The following is a 21,131-nucleotide window of genomic DNA, read 5'->3' on the forward strand; positions in this document are numbered from 1 at the left end:
CACGGCGATTTGGCTGCAACCTGCGCCATCCTCTGAGGGTTTTCGGGTTTGGCGAGATAAAGCGCACCCAAACTCACGTTGGATCGCCGCGCCGCGGCCCGTCGATGCGCGGCGATCCAACGGCAGCAACAAGCCCGTGGCGACGCCCCACCACCCCCAAACTCAATCAAACGTGCCGCTGATGCGCCCCAAGAGCATGAAGGCGCGGGCGGTGCGGGTTTGGGACAGATCGGATATTTCGGCGTCCGAGGCGGTCTCGGCGAAATCCGACACCATGCGATCAAACAGCCGCAGGAAATGGTGCGCCGCGTCGCGAAAGATCGTGTCCTGCTTCATCCGCGCGGCGGTGAGCGCGAGCGAGGAACGGTCGCGGATGCCACCCAGGGCGGCGATGGCGCGGCCGCGCTCGCCTTCGGCAAAGCGACGCCAGATTTCGGGGCGGGCCATGTCGGGGCGCAGGTCATCCATATAGATGCCGTCCTGCGCCAGAAGGGTGAGCACATCCTGCGAGGCACGCACAAGCTGCGCGGTGGGCCGGTCCTTGAGTGCGCGGCGCAGCGCGGTGAACCCGGCCTTGTCCTCGGGGTTTTCGGGGAAATTGAGCGCGCGGATGAAATCGGCGCGCTCCAGCGGTGGCGCGGTTTCCTCGGCCGGGGTGCCAAGCGGCAGCGCCACCTGATCGCCGGGCTGCTCTGGCGGCGGCGCGGGGCGCACCGGGCGCGGCGGTTCGGACACGCGCACCGAGGAGAAGGTGGCGAGCGCGGTCTCGGTCTTGCGCTGGGCGGCAACGATCTCGTCGAGTTTCTGCGCCACGGTCTTGTCCACGGTCGCGCCAAGTGACTGATTTTGCGCGATATAGGCCTCTCGGATGGCGTCGATGGCGGCGCGGAGCCTCGCGCTTTCCTCGCGCATGGTGCGGCTGGCGCGGGCGGCGGTCGCACCCACCCAAAGCATCGCCACCGGCATGAACACCGCGATCAGCACGGTGACGAAATGCAGCGCCCCCGCCGCCGCCTCGGGCCCCGGCGCGAGCACCAGGAAATACAGCGCCGTCCCGGCAAGCCAGGCCACCGACAGCAGCGCCGCCGCGATCTCGACCGCGGTCAGGCGATCGCGCAGAGGCCCGGCGGGATCGCGGCGAGGGGTTGGGGGCTGGGCCATGTCCGGGGCGGCCTGTCAGATATAGGCGATCTTGACCACCTCGTAGGCGCGGTCGCCACCGGGGGTGCGCACCTCGACGCTGTCGCCCTCTTCTTTGCCGATAAGGGCGCGGGCGATGGGCGATTTCATGTTCAAGAGGCCCTGTTCGATATTGGCCTCGTGCTCGCCGACGATCTGCCAGGTGTGCTCGTCCTCGGTATCCTCATCGATGAGCGTGACCGTAGCCCCGAACTTGATCGCGCCCGACAGGCGTTTGGGGTCGATCACCTCGGCGCGGCTGAGGATACCCTCGACCTCCTTGATGCGGCCCTCGATGAAAGACTGCTTTTCCTTGGCGGAATGGTATTCGGCATTCTCGCTGAGATCACCATGTTCGCGCGCCTCGGCGATGGCGCGGATGATGGCGGGGCGCTCGACCGATTTGAGGTGCTTGAGTTCTTTCTCAAGCGCCTCGTGACCGGCGGCTGTCATCGGTATCTTTTCCATTACACACGTCCATCATCGACAGAGGGGCCGCGCACCCGCAGCCCCGTTGTTGCTTTTCACTTGTGCAAGTGAGACTGCACGATGCGCCCGCCCCATTGCAAGGGGTGATCGCCGGGACCGGCGGATTTGGCGCGGGCGGGCGTGACAAATTGCCGGTTTCGGTGCGCCATAACGTCGTGTTTCAATTGACGCCTCAAGCGGGCACGCGCTAGTCACATTCGCAACTTTGTTGCGCGCGGACAAATGATCGCGGCGCATGCCGAAAGAAGGATGGACACCATGACCGAAGCGACACGCGAAGCGATGGAATATGACGTGGTGATCGTCGGCGCGGGGCCTGCGGGCCTCTCGGCGGCGATCCGGCTCAAGCAGCTTGACGCCGATCTTAACGTCGTGGTGCTGGAAAAGGGCTCGGAAGTGGGCGCGCATATCCTGTCGGGCGCGGTGCTTGATCCGGTGGGCCTCGATGCGCTCATCCCCGACTGGAAGGCGCGCGGCGCGCCGCTCAACACCCCCGTGACCGAGGATAATTTCTACATGCTTGGCGAGGGGGGCCGCATCCGCGTGCCCAACTGGCCGATGCCGCCCCTGATGAACAATCACGGCAATTACATCGTGTCGATGGGCAATGTCTGCCGCTGGATGGCCGAACAGGCCGAGGCGCTGGGGGTCGAGATTTTCCCCGGCATGTCCTGCTCGGAGATCGTCTATGGCGAGGCGGGCGAGGTGCGCGGCGTGGTCGCGGGCGAGTTCGGGCGCGAGCCTGACGGCACGCCGGGGCCAAGCTATGAGCCGGGGATGGAGCTCTTGGGCAAATACGTGTTCCTGAGCGAGGGCGTGCGCGGCAGCCTGTCCAAGGAGGTGATCGCGAAATACGACCTGAGCGCCGGAAAAGAGCCGCAGAAATACGGCCTCGGCATGAAGGAAATCTGGGAGATCGACCCCGAGAAGCACCGACAAGGCACGGTTACGCATACGATGGGCTGGCCGCTGGGCAGCAATGCGGGCGGCGGGTCGTTCATCTATCATCTTGAGAACAATCAGGTTTATGTGGGTTTCGTAGTCCATCTCAACTATGCGAACCCGCACCTGTTTCCCTATATGGAATTCCAGCGCTTCAAGCATCACCCGATGGTTGCCGAACTGCTCAAAGGCGGCAAGCGCGTGGCCTATGGCGCGCGGGCGATTTCCGAGGGGGGCTGGCAGTCGATGCCCAAGATGGTGGCACCCGGCGTGGCGCTTCTGGGCTGCTCGGTCGGCATGGTCAACGTGCCGCGCATCAAGGGCAATCACAACGCGATGCTCTCGGGCAAGGCCGCCGCCGAGGCCGCGCACGCCGCGATCAAGGCAGGCCGCGCCAGCGACGAGTTGAGCGATTACGAGACCGAAGTGCGCGAGGGCGCGATTGGCCGCGACCTGAAAAAGGTGCGCAACGTCAAGCCGCTTTGGTCGAAATACGGCCTGCTGACCTCGCTCGCGCTGGGCGGGTTCGACATGTGGACCAACACCGCCGGGTTCAGCCTTCTGGGCACGCTGCGGCATGGCAAATCCGATGCCGAGGCGACCGGCAAGGCCCGCGACCACGCGCCCATCGACTATCCCAAACCCGATGGCAAGCTGAGTTTCGACCGGCTGACCAATGTCAGTTTCGCGATGACCAACCACGAGGAAAGCCAGCCCTGCCACCTGCGGCTGGCCGACAGGGACGTGCCGATCGCGGTCAACCTGCCCGAATACGCCGAACCGGCGCAGCGCTATTGCCCGGCGGGCGTCTACGAGGTGGTGCATGAGGAGGGGCGCGAGCCGCGTTTCGTCATAAACTTCCAGAACTGCGTGCATTGCAAGACCTGCGACATCAAGGACCCGAGCCGGAACATCACCTGGGTCACGCCGCAGGGCGGCGACGGCCCGAATTATCCCAACATGTGACGCAGGCGTGACCGCGCGGCGGCGCGCGCCCGGGTCGCGGCGCATTGCCTTGGGCGGGGCGGGACACTAGGTTCAAGTCATATTCGCTATCAAGAAGGGGCGCATTCGTGATCCATCGCAGCTTTCTGGCCGCTCTTGCCGTGGTCTTGATGATGGGCGGTCAGGCCCTCGCACAGGTGCCCTCGGGGGCTTATCTCGCCGCGCAAAACGCCCGCGCGCAGGGTGATTTCGCCGCCGCCGCGCGGTATTACGCGCAGGCGCTGGCGCGCGATCCGGGCAATGCCTCGATCCTGGAAAACGCGGCATTCGCCTATATGGCGCTGGGCGAGGTGGACCGCGCGGCGGCGGTCGCGCGGAAGATGGAGGCCGACGGCACCCCGAGCCGCGTGGCGCAAATCCCGCTCATCGTCGAGGCGGCGCGCAACGAGGACTGGGCCGCCCTGCTGGCGCGGATCGAGGCGGATCGCGGGGCGGGCGACCTCGCTGATGGCATGATCGCGGCCTGGGCCGAGCTCGGGCGCGGCGACATGTCGGCGGCGCTCAAACGCATCGACGCGCTGGCCGAGGAGCGCGGCTTGCGCAACTTCGCGCTTTATCACAAGGCGCTGGCGCTCGCGGTGGTGGGCGATTTCGAGGCCGCCGATGCCGTGTTTTCCGGCGAATCCGACGGCCCCGTGCAGCGCACGCGCAGCGGGGTCATCGCCTGGGCGCAGGTTTTGAGCCAGTTGGGCGAGGCCGAGCGCGCGCTGAGCATCATCGACGATGCGTTCGGCACCGATCCCGATCCGGGCGTCGCGGCGCTGCGCGCGCGGATCGCGGCGGGCGAGACGGTGCCGTTCACGGCGGTAACAGGCCCGCGCGGTGGCGTGGCAGAGGTGTTCTTTTCGCTGGCGCGCGCGCTCGTGCAGGAGGCCAATAACGAGTTCGTCCTGATCTATGCCCGCGCCGCAGAGGCCATCGCGCCGGGCCATGTGGACGCCACCATCACCGTCGCCGAGACGCTGCAAAGCATGAAGCAATACGCCCTTGCCATCGAGGCCTATGCCAGCGTGCCGCGCGATCATCCGGCGTTCTACACCGCCGAGCTTGGCCGCGCCGAGGCGCTGCGCGAAACCGACAAGCCCGACGCCGCCGCCGAGGTTCTGGGGCAGCTTGCCCGCGCCTTTCCCGAGATCGTGGATATCCATGTCGCGTTGGGCGATCTGCACCGCGAACAGGAAGAATATGCCGAGGCCGTCGCCTCTTATGACCGCGCCATCGCCTTGCTGAAGGCGCGCAACAACCCGCAATGGTTTGTCTATTACGTGCGCGCCATATCGCACGAGCGGCAGGGCAACTGGCCAAAGGCAGAGGCCGATTTCCGCCGCGCGCTGGAACTGAACCCGGATCACCCGCAAGTGCTCAACTATCTGGGCTATTCGATGGTCGAACAAAGCGTCAACCTGGACGAGGCGCTGGGCATGATCGAGCGCGCCGCTGCGGCGCGCCCCGATAGCGGCTATATCGTGGACAGCCTTGGTTGGGTGCTCTACCGGCTGGGCCGCTATGACGAGGCCGTGGGCCATATGGAGCACGCCGCCGAGTTGATGCCCACCGATCCGGTGGTCAACGACCATCTGGGCGATGTGCTCTGGGCGGTGGATCGCAAGGTCGAGGCGCGGTTTCAGTGGCGGCGCGCGCTGTCGCTGCACAAGACCTCGCCCTCGCCCGATCTGGAGGCCGAGCGGGTGCGACGCAAGCTCGAGATCGGGCTGGACGCAGTGCTGGCCGAAGAGGGCGCAGAGCCGCTCCGGGTGGTCGATGACGGGCGCTAGCGATAGAGAGCGGGCGCAACGTGGCCGTTGGTGCACGGGGGGACGTTTCTGGCCTGTTGCTGCCATCCAGGGCGAACCCCCCTTGCGCGGAATCAAGGGCGAAGCCCGCCGCGCAGCGAGACCCTATCAGGGTGCGCGTGAATGCGATTGAACGCGTCACAGTCTGACGGCGGCATCACCGAGGCCGCCCCGGCCAAGATCAACCTTACCCTGCATGTCACGGGCCGCCGCGCCGACGGCTATCACCTGCTCGATTCGCTGGTGGTCTTTGCCGGAGCGGGCGACCGGGTGCACGTCGCGCGCGCCGATGCGGTCTCGCTGCGCGTGACCGGGTCGATGGCCGGGGATGTGCCGGAAGGCGCGGATAATTCGGTGCTGCGCGCCGCCGCGCTGATCGGGGTAGAGGCCGCGATCACGCTGGAAAAACACCTGCCCGCGGCGGCCGGGATCGGCGGCGGATCGAGCGATGCAGCGGCGTGCTTGCGGGCCTTGGCGCGGCTTGGCGGCGTGGCCCTGCCCGAGGCGCTGGGGCTGGGGGCGGATGTGCCCGTTTGCCTCTTGGCACGGGCGGCGCGGATGCGCGGGATCGGCGAGGATGTGGCCCCGGTGGCGGGGCTACCGATGCTCGACGCGGTGCTGGTCAATCCGCGCCTCCCGGTGGCCACGCCCGAGGTCTTCGCAAGGCTGGAGCGGCGCGACACTGCCGCAATGCCCGAGGCGCTGCCCGGCTGGCGTGACGCGGGCGATTGCGCGCGCTGGCTGGCCACGCAGCGCAACGATCTGGAGGCCCCGGCACAAGCACTCTGCCCCGAGATCGGCGTGGTGCTGGAACGGCTGCGCGCCACCGAGGGCTGCGCGCTGGCGCGGATGTCGGGATCGGGGGCGACCTGTTTCGGGATTTACCCCGATAGCGGGGCCGCCGCGCGTGCGGCGGCGCGGATCGCAGAGGCGCGGCCCGATTGGTGGGTGGTGGCGACGCGGCTCAGGTAAGGCGCGCGACCACGTAACCGGCGAGCGCATCGAGCATGTCGCGCACCGGATGCACGGGCAGCACGTCAAGCGCCGCGCGCGCATCCGTGATCCACTGCATCGCCGCGGCGCGGGTTTCATCGAGCGCGCCGCGCGTGCGCAGGATATCAAGCGCGCGCTCGAGATCGCCGCCCTGCTGATCGCCCTTCTCGATGGTGCGCCGCCAGAAGGCGCGCTCGTCATCATCGGCCTGCGCCAGAGCGCGGATCACCGGCAGGGTCACCTTGCGCTCGCGGAAATCGTCGCCCACGTTCTTGCCGGTGGCTTTGGCGTCGCCCTGATAATCGAGCAGGTCATCGACGATCTGAAAGGCGATGCCGAGCGCATCACCGTAATCATAAAGCGCGGCAATCTGGCGTTCCGGCGCGGCGGCGATGACGCCGCCCACCTGCGTCGCCGCCGAAAACAGCGCCGCCGTCTTGCCGCGCACCACCTGAAGATAAAGCGCCTCGGTGGTGGCAAGATCGCGCGCCGTGCTCAGTTGCAGCACCTCGCCCTCGGCGATGGTGGCCGCCGCATTCGACAGGATGTCGAGCACGCGCAGCGATTCGGTCTCGACCATGAGCTGAAAGGCGCGGGCAAAGAGGTAATCGCCGACCAGAACGCTCGACTTGTTATCCCACAAGAGGTTGGCGGTGGGCCGCCCGCGACGGCTCGCGCTCTCGTCGACCACGTCATCGTGCAAAAGCGTGGCGGTGTGGATGAATTCCACCGTGGCGGCAAGGCGCACATCGTGATCGCCCCGATAGCCGCACAGATCGGCAGAGGCCAGCGTGAGCATCGGGCGCAGGCGCTTGCCGCCCGCCTCGATCAGGTGGGCCGTGACCTCGGGGATGCGCGGCGCGTGGCGCGAGGCCATGCGCGCGCGGATGAGCGTGTTGACGGCGTCGAGGCGGGGCGCGAGATGCGCGGCCAGGGCCTCGTGCGGTTTGGTGGCTGCCTCGTCCAAGCTCATCCTCTCTTTGCGACCTCCGACCCTCGACAAATCATGCGCGGTGCTCTTATCTCGGCAGGATGAAACAGCTCTTGAGCACGACCAACCCCGCCGACATGGCCTTTGCCAAGGCCCTGCTTCAGGGCGAGGATATAGACTGCTTTGAAATGGACGTAAACATGAGCATGCTCGAAGGCTCCATCGGGATTTTTCCCCGGCGGCTTCTGGTGCGCGACGATGATTACGCGGCGGCGCGGGTGGCGCTTGTGGATAACGGATTCTCGTTTGAGGAGTGAGCCGTTTTCCGAGGCCGAGCTGAGCGTTGATGCCTTTCTCGGCGGGCGGTTGCGGATCGCGCAGCCTCGGCGCGGCTATCGCGCGGGGATCGACCCGGTGCTGCTCGCGGCAAGCGTGCCCGCGCGGGCGGGCGAGACGCTGCTCGATCTGGGCTGCGGCGCGGGGGTGGCAGCGCTTTGCGTGGCCGCGCGGGTGCCGGGGGTGGCGCTTGCGGGGCTGGAGATGCAGCCCGGCTATGCCGATCTCGCGCGGCGCAACGCCGAGGCCAACGGGGTCGTGATGGAGGTGGTCACGGGCGATCTGGCAGAGATGCCCGCGGAACTGCGGCAGCGGCAATTCGACCATGTCATCGCCAACCCGCCCTATTTCGATCGCGCGGGCGGCACGCGCGCCGCCGATGCGGGCCGCGAGGGGGCGCTGGGCGAGGCCACGCCGCTGGCAGACTGGATGACGGCGGCGGCGCGGCGATGCAGGCCGGGGGGGCATATCTGCGTGGTGCATCGCGCCGAACGGCTGGCGGATTTGCTGGGCGCGCTGCGCGGCGCGGTGGAGGTGCTGCCGCTGATTCCAAGGCGCGGGCGGGCGGCACGGCTGGTGCTGGTGCGGGTGCGCAAGGGCGGGCGCGCAGCGCTGCGGCTTTGCGATGGCTGGCTGCTGCACGAAGGGCTGCGCCACGAGGGTGACGGCGAAAACCTCACGCCATCAACGGCCTCGGTGCTGCGCGCGGCGGCCCCCCTGCCCTTTTACCGGTGATTTGCGAAAAATGGTTTGAGAAAAAAACCGCGCATCCTGCACGCGCCGCGTGACAGAATTGTAAAACTGTGCTGCAATTCCCATGTCCATTGGACACGCATTTTCAGTGAGGAGACAGCCCATGAGCTTGAGTTCGCATATCGAGGAACTGAAGAAGAAACATCACGCGCTCTCGGAAAAGGTGGAGGTCGCGCAACGCGCGCCGGGGGTGAGCACGCTGGAACTCGCGGATCTCAAGAAACAGAAGCTGAAGATCAAGGAAGAGATCGAACGCCTGTCGATGGACGTCTGAACAAAATCGGGGCCGGGCGCATGGCCCGGCCCCTCATTATCATGTGAGCGCGATCACCTTGTCGCGATCACGAGAAGAACTGCCCGCCATTGGCCGAGATCGTCGAGCCGTTGATAAAGCTCGCATCGTCAGAAGCGAGGAAAGCCACGCAGCGGGCGATTTCCTCGGGCTCGCCAAGACGGCCCGCCGGGATCATGCCGATGATCGCCTCGCGCACCTTTTCCGGCACCGCCATGACCATTTCGGTGGCAATATAGCCGGGGCAAACTGCGTTGGCGGTGATGCCCTTGGCCGCGCCTTCCTGCGCGAGGCTGCGCACGATGCCAAGATCACCGGCCTTGGTCGCGGCATAGTTGGCCTGGGCAAACTGCCCCTTTTGCCCGTTCACTGACGAGATCACCACGACCCGGCCAAAGCCACGCTCGCGCATCCCCGGCCAGACCGGGTGCACGGTGTTGAACACGCCGGTGAGGTTGGTGTCGATCACGTCTTTCCACTGCTGCGGCGTCATCTTGTGAAAGGGTGCGTCGCGGGTGATGCCCGCGTTGGCCACGACGATCTCGATGGGGCCAAGATCAGCCTCGACCTGCGCGATCCCGGCCTTCGACTCGTCGTAATCGGCGACATTCCACTTGTAGGTCTTGATGCCGGTTTCCTCGGTGAATTTCGCGGCGGCCTCATCGTTGCCGGCATAGGTGGCGGCGACGGTGTGTCCCTCGGCCTTGAGCGCCTTGGAAATGGCGGCGCCGATTCCGCGCGACCCCCCGGTGACGAGTGCAGTTCTGGCCATGTTATCCTCCGCTATGGCTTGTTACGTAACTTGATTATCGGCTCAAATGGCTGGGCGCAACAATGTTACGCGGCAAATTTTTCACGATCGGGTGGGCACGGCCCTGAACGCGAAAAGGGCACCACTGATGCGGTGCCCTTTTGCGTCAAGCCTCTGCCCGGCCCGGTCAGGCGCGCTCGACGCAGAGCGCAACGCCCATACCGCCGCCGATGCAGAGCGTGGCGAGGCCTTTTTTCGCGTCGCGGCGCTGCATCTCGAAGAGAAGCGTGTTGAGGATGCGGCAGCCCGAGGCACCGATCGGGTGGCCGATGGCGATGGCGCCGCCGTTCACGTTGACGATGGCCGGATCCCAGCCCATCTCCTTGTTGACGGCGCAGGCCTGCGCGGCAAAGGCCTCGTTGGCCTCGACCAGATCAAGATCGTCCACGCTCCAGCCCGCCTTTTCCAGCGCCTTGCGGCTGGCATTGACCGGCCCGACGCCCATGATCGACGGATCAACGCCCGCGGTGGCGTAGGAAGCGATGCGCGCAAGCGGCGTGATGCCGCGCCGCGCGGCCTCGTCGGCGGACATCAGCAGGGTGGCGGCCGCACCATCGTTGAGGCCGCTGGCATTGGCGGCGGTAACCGAGCCATCCTTGGTGAAGGCCGGGCGCATCTTGGACATCGCGTCGATATTCGCGCCGTGACGGATATATTCATCCTTGTCGACCACGATATCGCCCTTGCGGGTCTTGACGGTGAAGGCGATCACCTCGTCGTCGAAGCGTCCGGCCTTTTGCGCGGCCTCGGCCTTGTTCTGGCTGGCGACGGCAAATTCGTCCTGCTGGTCGCGGGTGATCTGCCACTTGTTGGCGACATTCTCGGCGGTCTGGCCCATGTGGTAGCCGTTAAACGCGTCCCACAGACCGTCGCGAATCATCGTGTCGATATATTGCATGTCGCCCATCTTGTGGCCTGCGCGCAGATGCGCGGCATGGGGCGAGAGGGTCATGTTTTCCTGACCACCGGCGCAGACGATGGCGGCATCGCCAAGCTGGATGTGCTGCGCGCCAAGCGCCACCGCGCGCAGGCCTGAGCCGCAGACCTGGTTGATGCCCCAGGCCGCCGATTCGATCGGCAGGCCGGCGTTGACATGGGCCTGGCGCGCCGGGTTCTGGCCCTGCGCGGCGGTGAGCACCTGGCCGAGAATGGTCTCGGAGACCTCGGCCTTGTCGATGCCCGCGCGGGCGACCACGGCTTCGAGCACGGCCGCGCCGAGATCATGCGCGGGGGTGGTGGCAAACGCCCCCCCGAAAGAGCCGACAGCGGTGCGGGCCGCAGACGCGATTACGACATTGGTCATGGATATCCTCCTCGGGGATTGGGCAGGCGCGATGCGCCAGTGTTCCGTGGCGTCATACCGCAAGCCCGGCGGCGCGGCAACGGCGGTGGCCCTATGCCGCAGGCGATTCCCCGGCTGCGCCTCAGCCGGTGGCCTGCGCAAAGCCGGTATCGAGCCAGGGCGGGCGCACGGTGGGCGCGCCGAAGTAATAGCCTTGAAGGCAATCGAGCCCGAGCGCGGTGAGATAGGCCGCATCCTCGGCGCGCTCGACGCTTTCGGCGACGGTGACCATGTCGAATTGTTGGCCGATGCTGAGCAGCGCGGCGGCGAGCACCTGGTTATCGGCATTGGTGGCGATGCCGCGGATGAACTGGCCGTCGATCTTGAGGATGTCGAAGAAGAAATCCTTGAGGAATCTGAAGGATGTATAGCCCGCTCCGAAATCATCGAGGGCAAATCCGACGCCCTTGGCCTGAAGCTCTGTCATGAAGCCGACCACCAGTTCGGGCACCAGCATGGCCGAGCTTTCGGTGATCTCGAGGATCAGCCGCTCGGCGATGGTGGGATCGTTGGCGAGGCCCTTGTTGAGCGTGCGCAGCCAGCGGTGATAGCCGATGGAGCGCGCCGACATGTTGATCGAGAGGCGCAGATCGGGATATTCCGAGAGGGTGGCGAGCCCTTTTTCCAGCGCGAGGCAGTCGATGATGCGCCCGGCCTCGCGGGTTTCCACCTGGTCGATGAAGTCGCGCGCGGGGATCACGCGGCCTGTCGGATCGGTGATGCGAATCAACCCCTCGTAGAAGGCCGCACGGTCCGGTTGACCGGCGGTCACCACCGGCTGATAGGCGAGCAGAAGCTCTTTGTGGCGAATCGCGGCCTCGACCATCTCGATGATCGAGCAGTCGCGCGCGGTGACCGCGTAATTGAGCGGGCTGTCATGCCCGGCGGGGATATCCGCCCATTTGTTTTTGCGCGCCATGCCGCCCTCCGATTCCATCCGTGGTTGCAGACTGCGCGCAGCACATTAAGGATCGTTTAAAGCGCGCATTTGAATGAAATTCGGGGGATCGCGGCATGGAAAAGGACGGCGAGCGGTGCGGCTGGGTGGGCGCAGACCCGCTCTATATCGCCTATCACGACCACGAATGGGGTGTGCCCGAGCGTGACGGGCGCGCGCTGTGGGAGGCGCTGATGCTGGAGGGGTTTCAGGCGGGGCTGTCCTGGATCACGATCCTGCGCAAGCGCGAGAGGTTTCGCGCGGCCTTCCAGGGGTTTGACCCGGAGGTGATCGCAGGCTGGGGCACGGCGGAGGTGGCGCGGCTGGTGGGGGATGCGGGCATCGTCCGCCATCGCGGCAAGATCGAGGCGGTGATCGGCAACGCGCGGGCGTGGCGCGCGGTAGAGGCCGAGCAGGGCTTTGCCCGCTATATCTGGGGGTTCGTCGGGGGATGCCCTCTTCGCAACCGCTGGGAGAGCCTCGCAGTGGTGCCCGCGCAGACCGATCTGTCGGTCGCGATGTCGAAAGACCTCAAGCGCCGGGGGTTCAAGTTCTGCGGCCCGACGACGACCTATGCCTTCATGCAGGCGGCGGGGCTGGTCAACGATCACCTTGTGGGGTGCCCGTGCCACGCGCGGGTGGCGCGGTTGGGGTGAGGGGGGCGGTGCCCGTTCAGTGGCAGTGCACGCGCCCGCCATTGCTGTTATCCGCATGGCAGCATTGGCCAGGGGGAGAGGATTTTCTACAGCCGCCGCCATGTGCATCGGCAGTTATCGCGGAAAAGGACAAGGCCGCCGCAAAAGCGCAGGTCAGAAAAACAAATCTCATTTGAAACCTCCATTTCGGCATAACCGTTAATTGATAATTAACGATTTGTCGAGGTGAGCTGCGCCGGGAGAGCGGCAATCGCCGGAAACCTGCCGCCAAGCCTCGGGTATCTTTTGGGTTGGAGTTGAGGTTGACGGTTTCAGAGACGAGCCGCGCGGGAGACAGGAGGCGAACGGCGGCAACAGGCCAACGCCCTCACCCTATCCCCCCAACCCCTGTTTCGCATTCGCGCCGCATGGCCTATATGGGGGCATGACAGACCCGAGGACCACGCCCATGACCCAGACCGCCCCGATCACGCAGGATGTGCTGACCATCCCCCGCAAGGCCCCCGAGGGGCCGACCAACATCGTCGGGCTGACGCGCGAGGGGTTGCGCGAGGTGCTGATTGCCAATGGCACGCCCGAGAAACAGGCCAGGATGCGCGTGGGCCAGATCTGGCAATGGGTCTATCAATGGGGGGTGCGCGATTTTCACGCGATGACCAACCTTGCCAAGGCCTATCGCGCCGATCTGGCAGAGCGCTTCGTGATCGCGGTGCCCGAGGTCGTCAGCCGCCAGGTGAGCGCCGACGGCACCCGCAAATACCTTGTGCGGATCGCGGGCGGGCACGAGGTGGAGGTGGTCTATATCCCCGAGACCGACCGCGGAACGCTGTGCATTTCCAGCCAGGTGGGCTGCACGCTGACCTGTTCGTTCTGTCATACCGGCACGCAGAAGCTGGTGCGCAACCTGACCGCCGGCGAGATCATCGGCCAGGTGATGCTGGCGCGCGACGATCTGGATGAGTGGCCGCGCCCCGGCGAGGGGGCAGGCGAGCGGCCGCGTCTTATCAGCAATATTGTGCTGATGGGGATGGGCGAGCCGCTCTATAATTTCGAGAACGTGCGCGACGCGATGAAAATCGCGATGGATGGCGAGGGGATTTCGCTCTCGCGTCGTCGTATCACGCTGTCGACAAGCGGTGTCGTGCCAGAGATCGCGCGGACGGCGGCGGAGATCGGCTGTTTGCTGGCGGTGTCGTTTCATGCCACCACCGATGCGGTGCGCGACGGCCTTGTGCCGATCAACAAGAAATGGAACATCGAGACGCTGCTGAATGCCTTGCGCGAGTATCCGCGCCTGTCGAATTCCGAGCGGATCACCTTTGAATATGTCATGCTCAAGGGCGTGAACGATAGCGACGAGGACGCGCGGCGGCTGGTGCGGCTGATCGCCGGTATTCCGGCCAAGATCAACCTCATCCCGTTCAACGAATGGCCCGGCGCGCCCTACATGCGCAGCGACTGGGACCGGATCGAGGCGTTTGCGCATATCCTTTACAAGGCAGGCTATGCCAGCCCAATCCGCACCCCGCGCGGCGAGGATATCATGGCCGCCTGTGGGCAGCTCAAATCCGCCACCGAACGCGCCCGCAACCCGCGCCGCGCGCCTGCGGCGGATGCCTGAGCCGATGACCGGGTTTGCAGCATTGCCGCAGCGTGACAACGCCGAGGGCGCGCCGCGCCGGGTGGGTCTGGAGATCGAGATGGGCGGGCTGCCCGAGGCGGAGGCGGCGCGGATTTGCGCCCGTGAACTCGGCGGTCGGGCGGTGCAGGAAGACAGCCATATCTGGGCGGTCGAGGAAAGCGCGCTGGGCCGGGTCGAGGTCTATCTCGATATCTTCCTGCGCAAGGCGCAGCAAAGCCGGTTGCGCGATCTGGCGCTCGATCTCGGGCGCGAGGTGGTGCCGGTCGAGATCGTGACCGCGCCGCTCGACATGGCGGGCATGGCAAGGCTCGACGATCTGCGCGACGCCTTGCGCGCCGCGGGCGCATTGGGGAGCGGCGCGGGGCTGGTCTTTGGCTTTGGTGTGCATTTCAACATCGAGGTGGCGAGCGAAACGGATGCCGACACGGTGCGCCCGCTCATGGCCTATGCGCTGATCGAGGACTGGCTGCGCAGCGCCTATCCGATCGACGAGTCGCGCCGCCTGCTGCCCTTTACCGACCCCTACCCCACCGATTTCGTGCGCGCGCTGGTCGAGGCGGGGCCGGGGGCGGCGCGCGACGAGGTGACGGGGCTTTACCTTGCGCTGACGCCAAGCCGCAATCGCGGCCTCGACATGCTGCCGCTCTTGGCGCATTTCGACGGGCCGCGCGTGGCGGCGGCAATCTCCGACAAGACATCGGCGCGGCCCACCTTTCATTTCCGCCTGCCCGATTGCCGCATCGACGAGGCGGCGTGGTCGCTGGCCCTCGAATGGCGGCGCTGGATCGCGGTGGAGCAGGTGGCGCGCGATGAGGCGCTCTTGCGGCGGCTGTCGGATGCGTGGCTCGACGATCACGGGCTGGTCACGCTGTCGCGGCAGGGCTGGGCCATGCGGGCGGGCCGCATCCTGCAAACGGCGGGAATTTGCGGCGCATGAGCCGCGCGCGCCCGGTGATCGGGGTCACCGTCTCGCGCCGGTCGGGCTGGCGCATCTATCCGCTCATCGCGCTCAACCTGTGGCTGGCGGGCGCGCGCGCGCAGCGTTGGCAGGCGGGGCGCGAGACCGATATGGGCGCGGTGGATGGCGTCATCATCGGCGGCGGTGACGATATCTCGCCCGATCTTTACGGCGGGCGGATCGTGACCTCGGCGCGGCTTGATCCTGCGCGCGATGCGCTGGAGCGTGGCGTGGTGCTCGACGCCTTCGCGCGCGGGATGCCGGTGCTGGGGATTTGCCGGGGCAGCCAGATGCTCAACGTGGCGCTGGGCGGCACGCTGCATCAGGATGCCTATGAGACCTATGAGGCGAGCGACCACCGCCGCACGATCCTGCCACGCAAGCGGGTGGAGATCGTGCCGGGCACGCGGCTGGCGCGGCTGGCGGGGGGCGCGCCGATGAAGGTCAACGCGTTGCACAGCCAGGCGGTGGACCGTCTGGGAGAGGGCTTGCGGGTGGCGGCGCGGGATCGCGGCGGCATCGTGCAGGCGATCGAGCGGGTCGAGGAGCCATTCGCGCTGGGGGTGCAGTGGCACCCCGAACACCTGTTCTATGCGCACCGCCAGATGGGGATTTTTCGCGCGCTGGTGGCCGCCGCGCGGGCGCGGCGCGCGGCGCGGGCACAGCTTGCCGGGGTGGATGCCGAGGCGGGTTGAGCGCCCATCCGCTCAATCGACGCGCCGCACCAGAAGCTGGTTACCCGATCCGGGCTTGGTCTCGAACACCTTGAGTTCCTTTATCAGGTCGCTCAGCTTTTTCTTGCCATAGCTGCGCGTGTCGAAATCGGGCTTGTCGGCCTGAATCTGCTGGCCGATGCGGCCCAGAGGATACCATTCATCCTCGCTGTCGATCTTTTCCATCGCATCGAAAATGAGCCGCCGCGCATCGGCGATATGCTGGGTGTCGAGCTTGGGCGTGGGGGCGCTGCGGGGGGTGTCGTCCACGTCCTCGTAGATATTCTCGATGGCGACGAAGCGGTTGCAGGCGTTCTTGAGCGCGTCGGGGGCCTTGGCCTCGCCGATGCCGATCACCGTGAGGCCCTGCTCGCGGATGCGCGAGGCCAGCCGGGTGAAATCGCTATCGGACGAGACCAGAACGAAGCCGTCGAAATGGCCCGCGTGCAGGATATCCATCGCGTCGATCACCAGCCCGATATCAGAGGCGTTCTTGCCCTTGGTATTGGCGGTCTGCTGGTGCTGGACAAGGCCGAGTTTCTGCGCCGTCTTGGTCCAGCCGGCAAGCTGCTGGCTCGACCAGTCGCCATAGACGCGGCGCAGCCCCGGCTCGCCATAGCTGGTGACCTCGCGCAGGATCGCATCGGCATATTTGGCGGGCACGTTGTCGGCGTCGATCAGCACGGCCAAAAGGTGGGTATCGCGGGTGGGCATGAAGGCGCTCCTTTTTCGGCCCTTCATGCCCTATTCCGCGTGGGTGCGAAAGCGTCTGTTGTCAGACCCCCTCGCCGATCTTGTCTTGCGTCTGCGTCTCGAAATCCTGCGCGGAATGGCGCTCATGCAGTTGCATATGCGGCTCGCCAAAGCTCCGGTTGACCATGCGGCCGCGCTGCACCGGGGCGCGGGCGTCGATCTTTTCGGCCCAAGCCATGACGTGTTTGTAGCTCTGCACATCGAGGAACGTCGCGGCACTGTAAAGCCGCCCGAGGCAAAGCTGCCCATACCACGGCCAGATCGCCATATCGGCGATGGTGTAGTCATCGCCCGCGATATAGGGCCGCTCGGCCAGTTGCCGGTCGAGCACGTCAAGCTGGCGCTTGGCCTCCATCGCGAAACGGTCGATGGGATATTGCCATTTCTCGGGCGCATAGGCGTAGAAATGGCCGAAACCGCCGCCGAGATAGGGCGCGCTGCCCATCTGCCACATCAGCCAGTTGAGGGTTTCGGTGCGTGTAGGGCCATCCTTGGGCAAAAACGCACCGAATTTCTCCGCGAGGTGCAGCAGGATCGCGCCGCTCTCAAACACGCGCAGCGGCGCGTCGCCGCTGCGGTCCAGCAACGCGGGGATCTTGGAATTGGGGTTGATGGCCACGAACCCGCTGCCGAATTGATCGCCCTCGCCGATGTCGACTTTCCACGCGTCGTATTCGGCGTCATGGCCTGCGGCGAGCAATTCCTCGAACATCACCGTGACCTTGACGCCATTGGGCGTGGCCAGCGAGTAGAGCTGGAACGGGTGTTCGCCCTCGGGCAACGCCTTGTCATGGGTGGCCCCGGCGACGGGGCGGTTGATCGAGGCGAACTTGCCGCCCGAGGCGGCCTGCCATGTCCAGACCTCGGGCGGGGTGTAGGTATCGTCGGTCATCGCGATCTTGTCCTTTGTCATATGGGTCTGGTGGGCAAGGTAAGCCTTGCCGCCGCGCGCACAAGCGGCGGGGCTGCACAGGGGGATGTGCAGCCCTGCGGGGGGCCTCAGCCCAGCCGATAGCCCGGTGTCGAGGCCGAGATCGCCTGTTCCTCCTCGTTCATCTCCTCGGCGATGCCCTCGAAAAGCGGCGTGCTCAGGTAGCGCTCGCCGGTATCGGGCAACATGCACAGGATCACCGCTCCCGGCGCGGCGGTTTCGGCAAGGGCAAGCGAGACCGCGAATGTCGCCCCGCCCGAGACGCCGGTAAAGATGCCCTCGCGCGACGCCAGATCGCGCGCTGCGCGGATCGCGTCGGGGCCGGTCACGGGGCGCAGGTCGTCGTAATACTGCCCATCCACCGCCTCTTGCAGCACCAGCGGGATGAAATCCGGGGTCCAGCCCTGGATCGGGTGCGGCTCAAACGCGGGGTGGCTCGCGGCGGGGGCGCCTGCATCGGTGCGCGCCTGCGCCTCGCCGCTGCCCAAAAGCGCGGCGTTGGCAGGCTCCGACAGGATGATTTTCGTCTCGGGGCGCGCCGCGCGCAGCACCCGGCCAAGCCCCGTCACCGTGCCGCCGGTGCCATAGCCCGTGACCACGTAATCGAGCCGCTCACCCGCAAAATCGCCAAGGATTTCCTGCGCCGTGGTGGCGGCGTGGATATCGGCATTGTCCTTGGTCTCGAATTGATGGGCGAGGAACCAGCCATTGGCCTCGGCCAGTTCCTCGGCCTTCTTATACATGCCAAGCCCCTTTTCGGCCTTGGGCGTCAGCACCACCTTGGCCCCAAGCATCCGCATCAGGCGGCGGCGCTCGATGGAAAAGCTTTCGGTCATCGTCACCACCAGCGGATAGCCCTTTTGCGCGCAGACCATGGCGAGGCCGATGCCGGTATTGCCGCTTGTCGCCTCGACCACGGTTTGCCCCGGCTTCAGCCGCCCGTCGCGCTCGGCAGCCTCGATGATGCCCACCGCCAGCCGGTCCTTGACCGAGGCCGCCGGGTTGAACGCCTCGGCCTTGACGTAGATCGTCACGTGATCGGGGCCGAGATTGTTGACGCGGATCACCGGCGTATCGCCGATGGTATCAAGCACGCTGTCAAAGCGGCGGCCCCGCCCGGTGGTGGTGCGAATGGATGTGTCGGTCATGACCTGTCTCCTTCGATGATCCGGGGGCAGGCTATGACGCGCGGAGGGGCGCGAAAAGGATTTTCCCGCCAAGGGGCGTAGGGCCGGTAAATTTGGAATATGAGTTTCGGTATGGGGCATTTTTCAGACCTAATTTTTCGTTTGAGGGGCCGGGGGAGGTGCGCCCCGGTTGGCGATCCGGTGTGCGATGTTGCGCAATGCTGTGCGGGTAGGCGGCGTTGCAGAAGTGCACGCCGCCGCGCGGGGACAAGGTGTGAACGTCCCCTTCAGGCCCCCAACGCCCCCCACTCAACAGCGCGCCCCTCGTGCCAAGACGCGCATGGGGCATATGGAACATAGCACGAACATATGCCATCCTGCCACCATGCCTGCCCGCCGAATCCTCTCTGTCTGGTTCCCCCGGCTGGGGGCCGAGCGCCTGACCCGGCGCGCGGGCGGGGCGGGGGTGTTTGCCGTGGTGGCCGAGGACGGGCCGCGCACGGTGCTGGCCTCGCTCTCGCCCGAGGCAGAGGCGGCGGGGCTGGTGCCCGGCCAGCCGCTGCGCGCGGCGCAGGCGATCTGCCTCGATCTGCACACCGTCGCGCAAGACCCCGCCGCCGAGGCCGCATTCCTGCGCGCGCTGGCGCGCTGGGCCGACCGGTTTTCGCCGCTGGTGGCCTGTGATCGCGGGGGCGGGCTGATGCTCGACATCACCGGCTGCGCGCATCTTTTCGGCGGCGAGGCGGCGCTGGCAGAGGCCGTGGTGGACGAGGCCGCAGGGCTTGGCCTCTCGGCGCGCTGCGGCCTCGCCGACACGCCGGGTGCCGCCTGGGCACTGGCGCGCTTCGCCGGACAGGGCGCGGTGCCGGGCCGGTCGGGCGACGCCATCGCGCAAGAGGCCCGCGCCACCCGCGCCCACGCGGCCAAACGGGGGGTGTGGCAGCGGCGTGCGCCGCAGGACAGGACAAAGCCGGTGACCATCGCCCCGCCGGGGCAGCTTCATGGCGCGCTCGCCCCCCTGCCGGTCGCGGCGCTGCGCCTGCCCGGTGACATGGCCGAGGATCTGGCGCGGCTGGGGCTGCGGCGGATCGGCGATCTGGCGGGACAACCGCGCGCGGCGCTGGGGCGGCGCTTTGGCCCGGTGCTCATGCAGCGGCTCGATCAGGCGCTGGGGGCGGTGCCAGAGCCGCTTTCGGCGATTGCCACGCCGCCGCCGCTCGCCGTGCGGCTGAGCCTGCCCGAACCCATCGGCCTGCTGGATGACCTGCGCGCAGGTGCGGCGCGGCTGCTGGCGCGGCTTTGCGCGCGGCTGGCCGAGCGCGGCGAGGGCGCGCGGGCGCTGCGGCTTGAGGCGCGCGGCTGCGATGGCGGGGTGCAGGCGGTGGACTTGCGGCTGGCGCGGCCCATGCGCGACGAGGCCGCGATGCTGGCGTTGCTGGGCCCAAGGCTGGAGAGGATCGAGGCGGGGTTCGGCATCGACATGCTGCGGCTCGACGCGCCCGAGACCGAGCGCATCGTGCCCGAACAGATGCGCGGGGCAGGACAGGCCGAAGCGCGCAGCGATGCGCTGGCCGATCTGTTGACGCGGCTGGGGGCGCGGGTGGGGCTTGACGCGATCACCCGCCGTCACCCCGCCAAGAGCCGCATCCCCGGCAAGACCGCGCTCACCCTCGCCGCCGCCTGGTCCTCCCCTGCCCCCGCGCCCTGGCCGCTGCCCGAACATCCCCGCCCGCTGATGCTGTGGCGGCCCGAGCCGGTCAAGCCCGAGGCGGGCGGGCGGCCCTGCGCAGCGTTTCGCTGGCGCGGGCGGCGGCACGAGACTGCCCATGCCATCGGCCCCGAGCGCATCGCCCCGGAATGGTGGCTGGATGACCCCGAATGGCGCACGGGCCTGCGCGATTACTGGCAGGTGCTGACCACGCGGGGCGAGCGGCTGTGGCTCTATCAGGCGCATGGCGCGGCGCTTTCGGGGGGGTGGTTCTGCCACGGGCGGTTTGCGTGATGTGCGGTGAGCGGGCACGCGTTGGCGCTGGCGGGGGATCGGGCATGCCTGACCGGGCACAACGGCGCTATTGGTCGACATCCGACGGATGTTACCCGCTGCTGAACGGGGGGCGGTGTGGCCTGAAGGGGACGTTCAAGGCGAAGCCCCCTTTGCGCGGAATCAAGGCGTGCTTGCACGCCGCCGCGCAGCGCCCGTCCGCCCCCTCGGGCGGGCGCTTTTGCAACGGTGCAGTTCCTTGAGAACGATAAAGTATTTGGCGGGCATAAACTGCCAGCCAAATCTGTTGCAGCGCCCACCCGGCGGACGGGCACCGCGCGGCTCATCGCATCATGTCAAATGACGGCAACAGGCCACTTCACGACGCTTGCCAAACCGCATTGCGCCGCATGGCAGGCCGGATCAGCATTAGCCAACATCGGCAGGTATCCAACACCATGACATCGCGTCCGGGCCGCGCATCCGCGAGCACTTTCCCGGCGCAGCGCCCCCCCGGCGCGGCACCGTCTTGCCCGAATTCCCTTGATTCGCAGCCCATTCGGCGCA

At 66.9% G+C, this 21,131-nt stretch carries 20 protein-coding genes; 11 read left to right on the plus strand and 9 right to left on the minus strand.

Annotated elements, in window-relative coordinates; all coding sequences use genetic code 11:
• Window positions 1–162 precede the first annotated feature (162 nt).
• Window positions 163–1,161: a hypothetical protein gene (locus ABIE58_RS05805; protein WP_354543744.1), complete on the minus strand. Its 999-nt coding sequence runs from the start codon at window positions 1,159–1,161 to the stop codon at window positions 163–165.
• A 15-nt stretch (window positions 1,162–1,176) separates the two neighbouring features.
• On the minus strand, window positions 1,177–1,647 hold the full coding sequence (gene greA / locus ABIE58_RS05810; protein ID WP_354543745.1) for a transcription elongation factor GreA: 471 nt from the start codon (window positions 1,645–1,647) through the stop codon (window positions 1,177–1,179).
• Window positions 1,648–1,926: 279 nt separating this feature from the next.
• Between greA and ABIE58_RS05815 the strand changes: the two genes are divergently transcribed.
• From ABIE58_RS05815 to ABIE58_RS05825, 3 genes are all read left to right on the plus strand, one after another.
• Window positions 1,927–3,576, plus strand: a complete 1,650-nt coding sequence (locus tag ABIE58_RS05815) for an electron transfer flavoprotein-ubiquinone oxidoreductase (protein ID WP_354543746.1) — start codon at window positions 1,927–1,929, stop codon at window positions 3,574–3,576.
• Window positions 3,577–3,683: 107 nt separating this feature from the next.
• On the plus strand, window positions 3,684–5,390 hold the full coding sequence (locus ABIE58_RS05820; protein ID WP_354543747.1) for a tetratricopeptide repeat protein: 1,707 nt from the start codon (window positions 3,684–3,686) through the stop codon (window positions 5,388–5,390).
• A gap of 174 nt (window positions 5,391–5,564) precedes the next feature.
• On the plus strand, window positions 5,565–6,380 hold the full coding sequence (locus ABIE58_RS05825; protein WP_354543820.1) for a 4-(cytidine 5'-diphospho)-2-C-methyl-D-erythritol kinase: 816 nt from the start codon (window positions 5,565–5,567) through the stop codon (window positions 6,378–6,380).
• Here the strand turns inward: ABIE58_RS05825 and ABIE58_RS05830 are convergent.
• Window positions 6,373–7,374 carry a polyprenyl synthetase family protein gene (locus tag ABIE58_RS05830; RefSeq protein ID WP_354543748.1) on the minus strand — a complete coding sequence of 334 codons (1,002 nt, stop codon included), beginning with the start codon at window positions 7,372–7,374 and terminating at the stop codon, window positions 6,373–6,375. The two genes, ABIE58_RS05825 and ABIE58_RS05830, sit on opposite strands and share 8 nt — an antisense overlap.
• 59 nt (window positions 7,375–7,433) lie before the next feature.
• Here ABIE58_RS05830 and ABIE58_RS05835 point away from each other — a divergent pair, with 59 nt between their 5' ends.
• The 3 genes from ABIE58_RS05835 (at window position 7,434) to ABIE58_RS05845 (ending at window position 8,695) form a co-directional block, all read left to right on the plus strand.
• On the plus strand, window positions 7,434–7,649 hold the full coding sequence (locus ABIE58_RS05835) for a putative signal transducing protein (protein WP_354543749.1): 216 nt from the start codon (window positions 7,434–7,436) through the stop codon (window positions 7,647–7,649).
• A complete protein-coding gene (locus ABIE58_RS05840) occupies window positions 7,639–8,403 on the plus strand; it encodes a tRNA1(Val) (adenine(37)-N6)-methyltransferase (RefSeq protein ID WP_354543750.1) in 765 nt (254 codons plus the stop codon). Before ABIE58_RS05835 ends, ABIE58_RS05840 begins: the two co-directional genes overlap by 11 nt.
• Window positions 8,404–8,524: 121 nt before the next feature.
• The gene (locus ABIE58_RS05845; protein WP_354543751.1) at window positions 8,525–8,695 is read left to right on the plus strand and encodes a YdcH family protein; all 171 of its coding nucleotides are present in this window, start codon (window positions 8,525–8,527) and stop codon (window positions 8,693–8,695) included.
• Window positions 8,696–8,762: 67 nt separating this feature from the next.
• On the opposite strand, the gene phbB is transcribed toward ABIE58_RS05845, so the two are convergent.
• From phbB to ABIE58_RS05860, 3 genes are all read right to left on the minus strand, one after another.
• Window positions 8,763–9,485 carry an acetoacetyl-CoA reductase gene (phbB, locus tag ABIE58_RS05850; RefSeq protein WP_354543752.1) on the minus strand — a complete coding sequence of 241 codons (723 nt, stop codon included), beginning with the start codon at window positions 9,483–9,485 and terminating at the stop codon, window positions 8,763–8,765.
• 166 nt (window positions 9,486–9,651) lie between these two features.
• Window positions 9,652–10,827: an acetyl-CoA C-acetyltransferase gene (locus tag ABIE58_RS05855; protein WP_354543753.1), complete on the minus strand. Its 1,176-nt coding sequence runs from the start codon at window positions 10,825–10,827 to the stop codon at window positions 9,652–9,654.
• 121 nt (window positions 10,828–10,948) lie between these two features.
• Window positions 10,949–11,785 (minus strand): EAL domain-containing protein, encoded by an 837-nt coding sequence (locus ABIE58_RS05860; protein WP_354543754.1) that lies wholly within the window; start codon window positions 11,783–11,785, stop codon window positions 10,949–10,951.
• A 95-nt stretch (window positions 11,786–11,880) separates the two neighbouring features.
• On the opposite strand from ABIE58_RS05860, the gene ABIE58_RS05865 reads away from it, so the two are divergent.
• The 4 genes from ABIE58_RS05865 (at window position 11,881) to ABIE58_RS05880 (ending at window position 15,754) form a co-directional block, all read left to right on the plus strand.
• Complete coding sequence (locus ABIE58_RS05865) at window positions 11,881–12,459, plus strand: DNA-3-methyladenine glycosylase I (RefSeq protein ID WP_354543755.1); 579 nt, start codon at window positions 11,881–11,883, stop codon at window positions 12,457–12,459.
• Between the two features lie 448 nt (window positions 12,460–12,907).
• Window positions 12,908–14,080 carry a dual-specificity RNA methyltransferase RlmN gene (gene rlmN, locus ABIE58_RS05870; RefSeq protein WP_354543756.1) on the plus strand — a complete coding sequence of 391 codons (1,173 nt, stop codon included), beginning with the start codon at window positions 12,908–12,910 and terminating at the stop codon, window positions 14,078–14,080.
• A 4-nt stretch (window positions 14,081–14,084) separates the two neighbouring features.
• The gene (locus ABIE58_RS05875; RefSeq protein ID WP_354543757.1) at window positions 14,085–15,038 is read left to right on the plus strand and encodes an amidoligase family protein; all 954 of its coding nucleotides are present in this window, start codon (window positions 14,085–14,087) and stop codon (window positions 15,036–15,038) included.
• Complete coding sequence (locus ABIE58_RS05880) at window positions 15,035–15,754, plus strand: gamma-glutamyl-gamma-aminobutyrate hydrolase family protein (RefSeq protein WP_354543758.1); 720 nt, start codon at window positions 15,035–15,037, stop codon at window positions 15,752–15,754. The genes ABIE58_RS05875 and ABIE58_RS05880 overlap by 4 nt, the downstream gene beginning before the upstream one ends.
• Window positions 15,755–15,766: 12 nt before the next feature.
• Here the strand turns inward: ABIE58_RS05880 and ABIE58_RS05885 are convergent, their stop codons facing one another.
• The 3 genes from ABIE58_RS05885 to ABIE58_RS05895 all read right to left on the minus strand — a co-directional run bounded on the left by ABIE58_RS05885 (window position 15,767) and on the right by ABIE58_RS05895 (window position 18,604).
• On the minus strand, window positions 15,767–16,486 hold the full coding sequence (locus tag ABIE58_RS05885; RefSeq protein WP_354543759.1) for an NYN domain-containing protein: 720 nt from the start codon (window positions 16,484–16,486) through the stop codon (window positions 15,767–15,769).
• 61 nt (window positions 16,487–16,547) lie between these two features.
• Window positions 16,548–17,417, minus strand: a complete 870-nt coding sequence (yghU, locus tag ABIE58_RS05890; RefSeq protein WP_354543821.1) for a glutathione-dependent disulfide-bond oxidoreductase — start codon at window positions 17,415–17,417, stop codon at window positions 16,548–16,550.
• A 107-nt stretch (window positions 17,418–17,524) separates the two neighbouring features.
• Window positions 17,525–18,604, minus strand: coding sequence for a PLP-dependent cysteine synthase family protein (locus ABIE58_RS05895; protein WP_354543760.1), 1,080 nt, complete (start codon window positions 18,602–18,604; stop codon window positions 17,525–17,527).
• Between the two features lie 364 nt (window positions 18,605–18,968).
• Between ABIE58_RS05895 and ABIE58_RS05900 the strand changes: the two genes are divergently transcribed.
• On the plus strand, window positions 18,969–20,585 hold the full coding sequence (locus ABIE58_RS05900) for a Y-family DNA polymerase (protein ID WP_354543761.1): 1,617 nt from the start codon (window positions 18,969–18,971) through the stop codon (window positions 20,583–20,585).
• The last annotated feature ends 546 nt before the right edge of the window (window positions 20,586–21,131 follow it).

This window comes from Roseovarius sp. MBR-78 (assembly GCF_040547535.1).
In the GTDB taxonomy this organism is placed as follows: Bacteria; Pseudomonadota; Alphaproteobacteria; order Rhodobacterales; family Rhodobacteraceae; genus Roseovarius.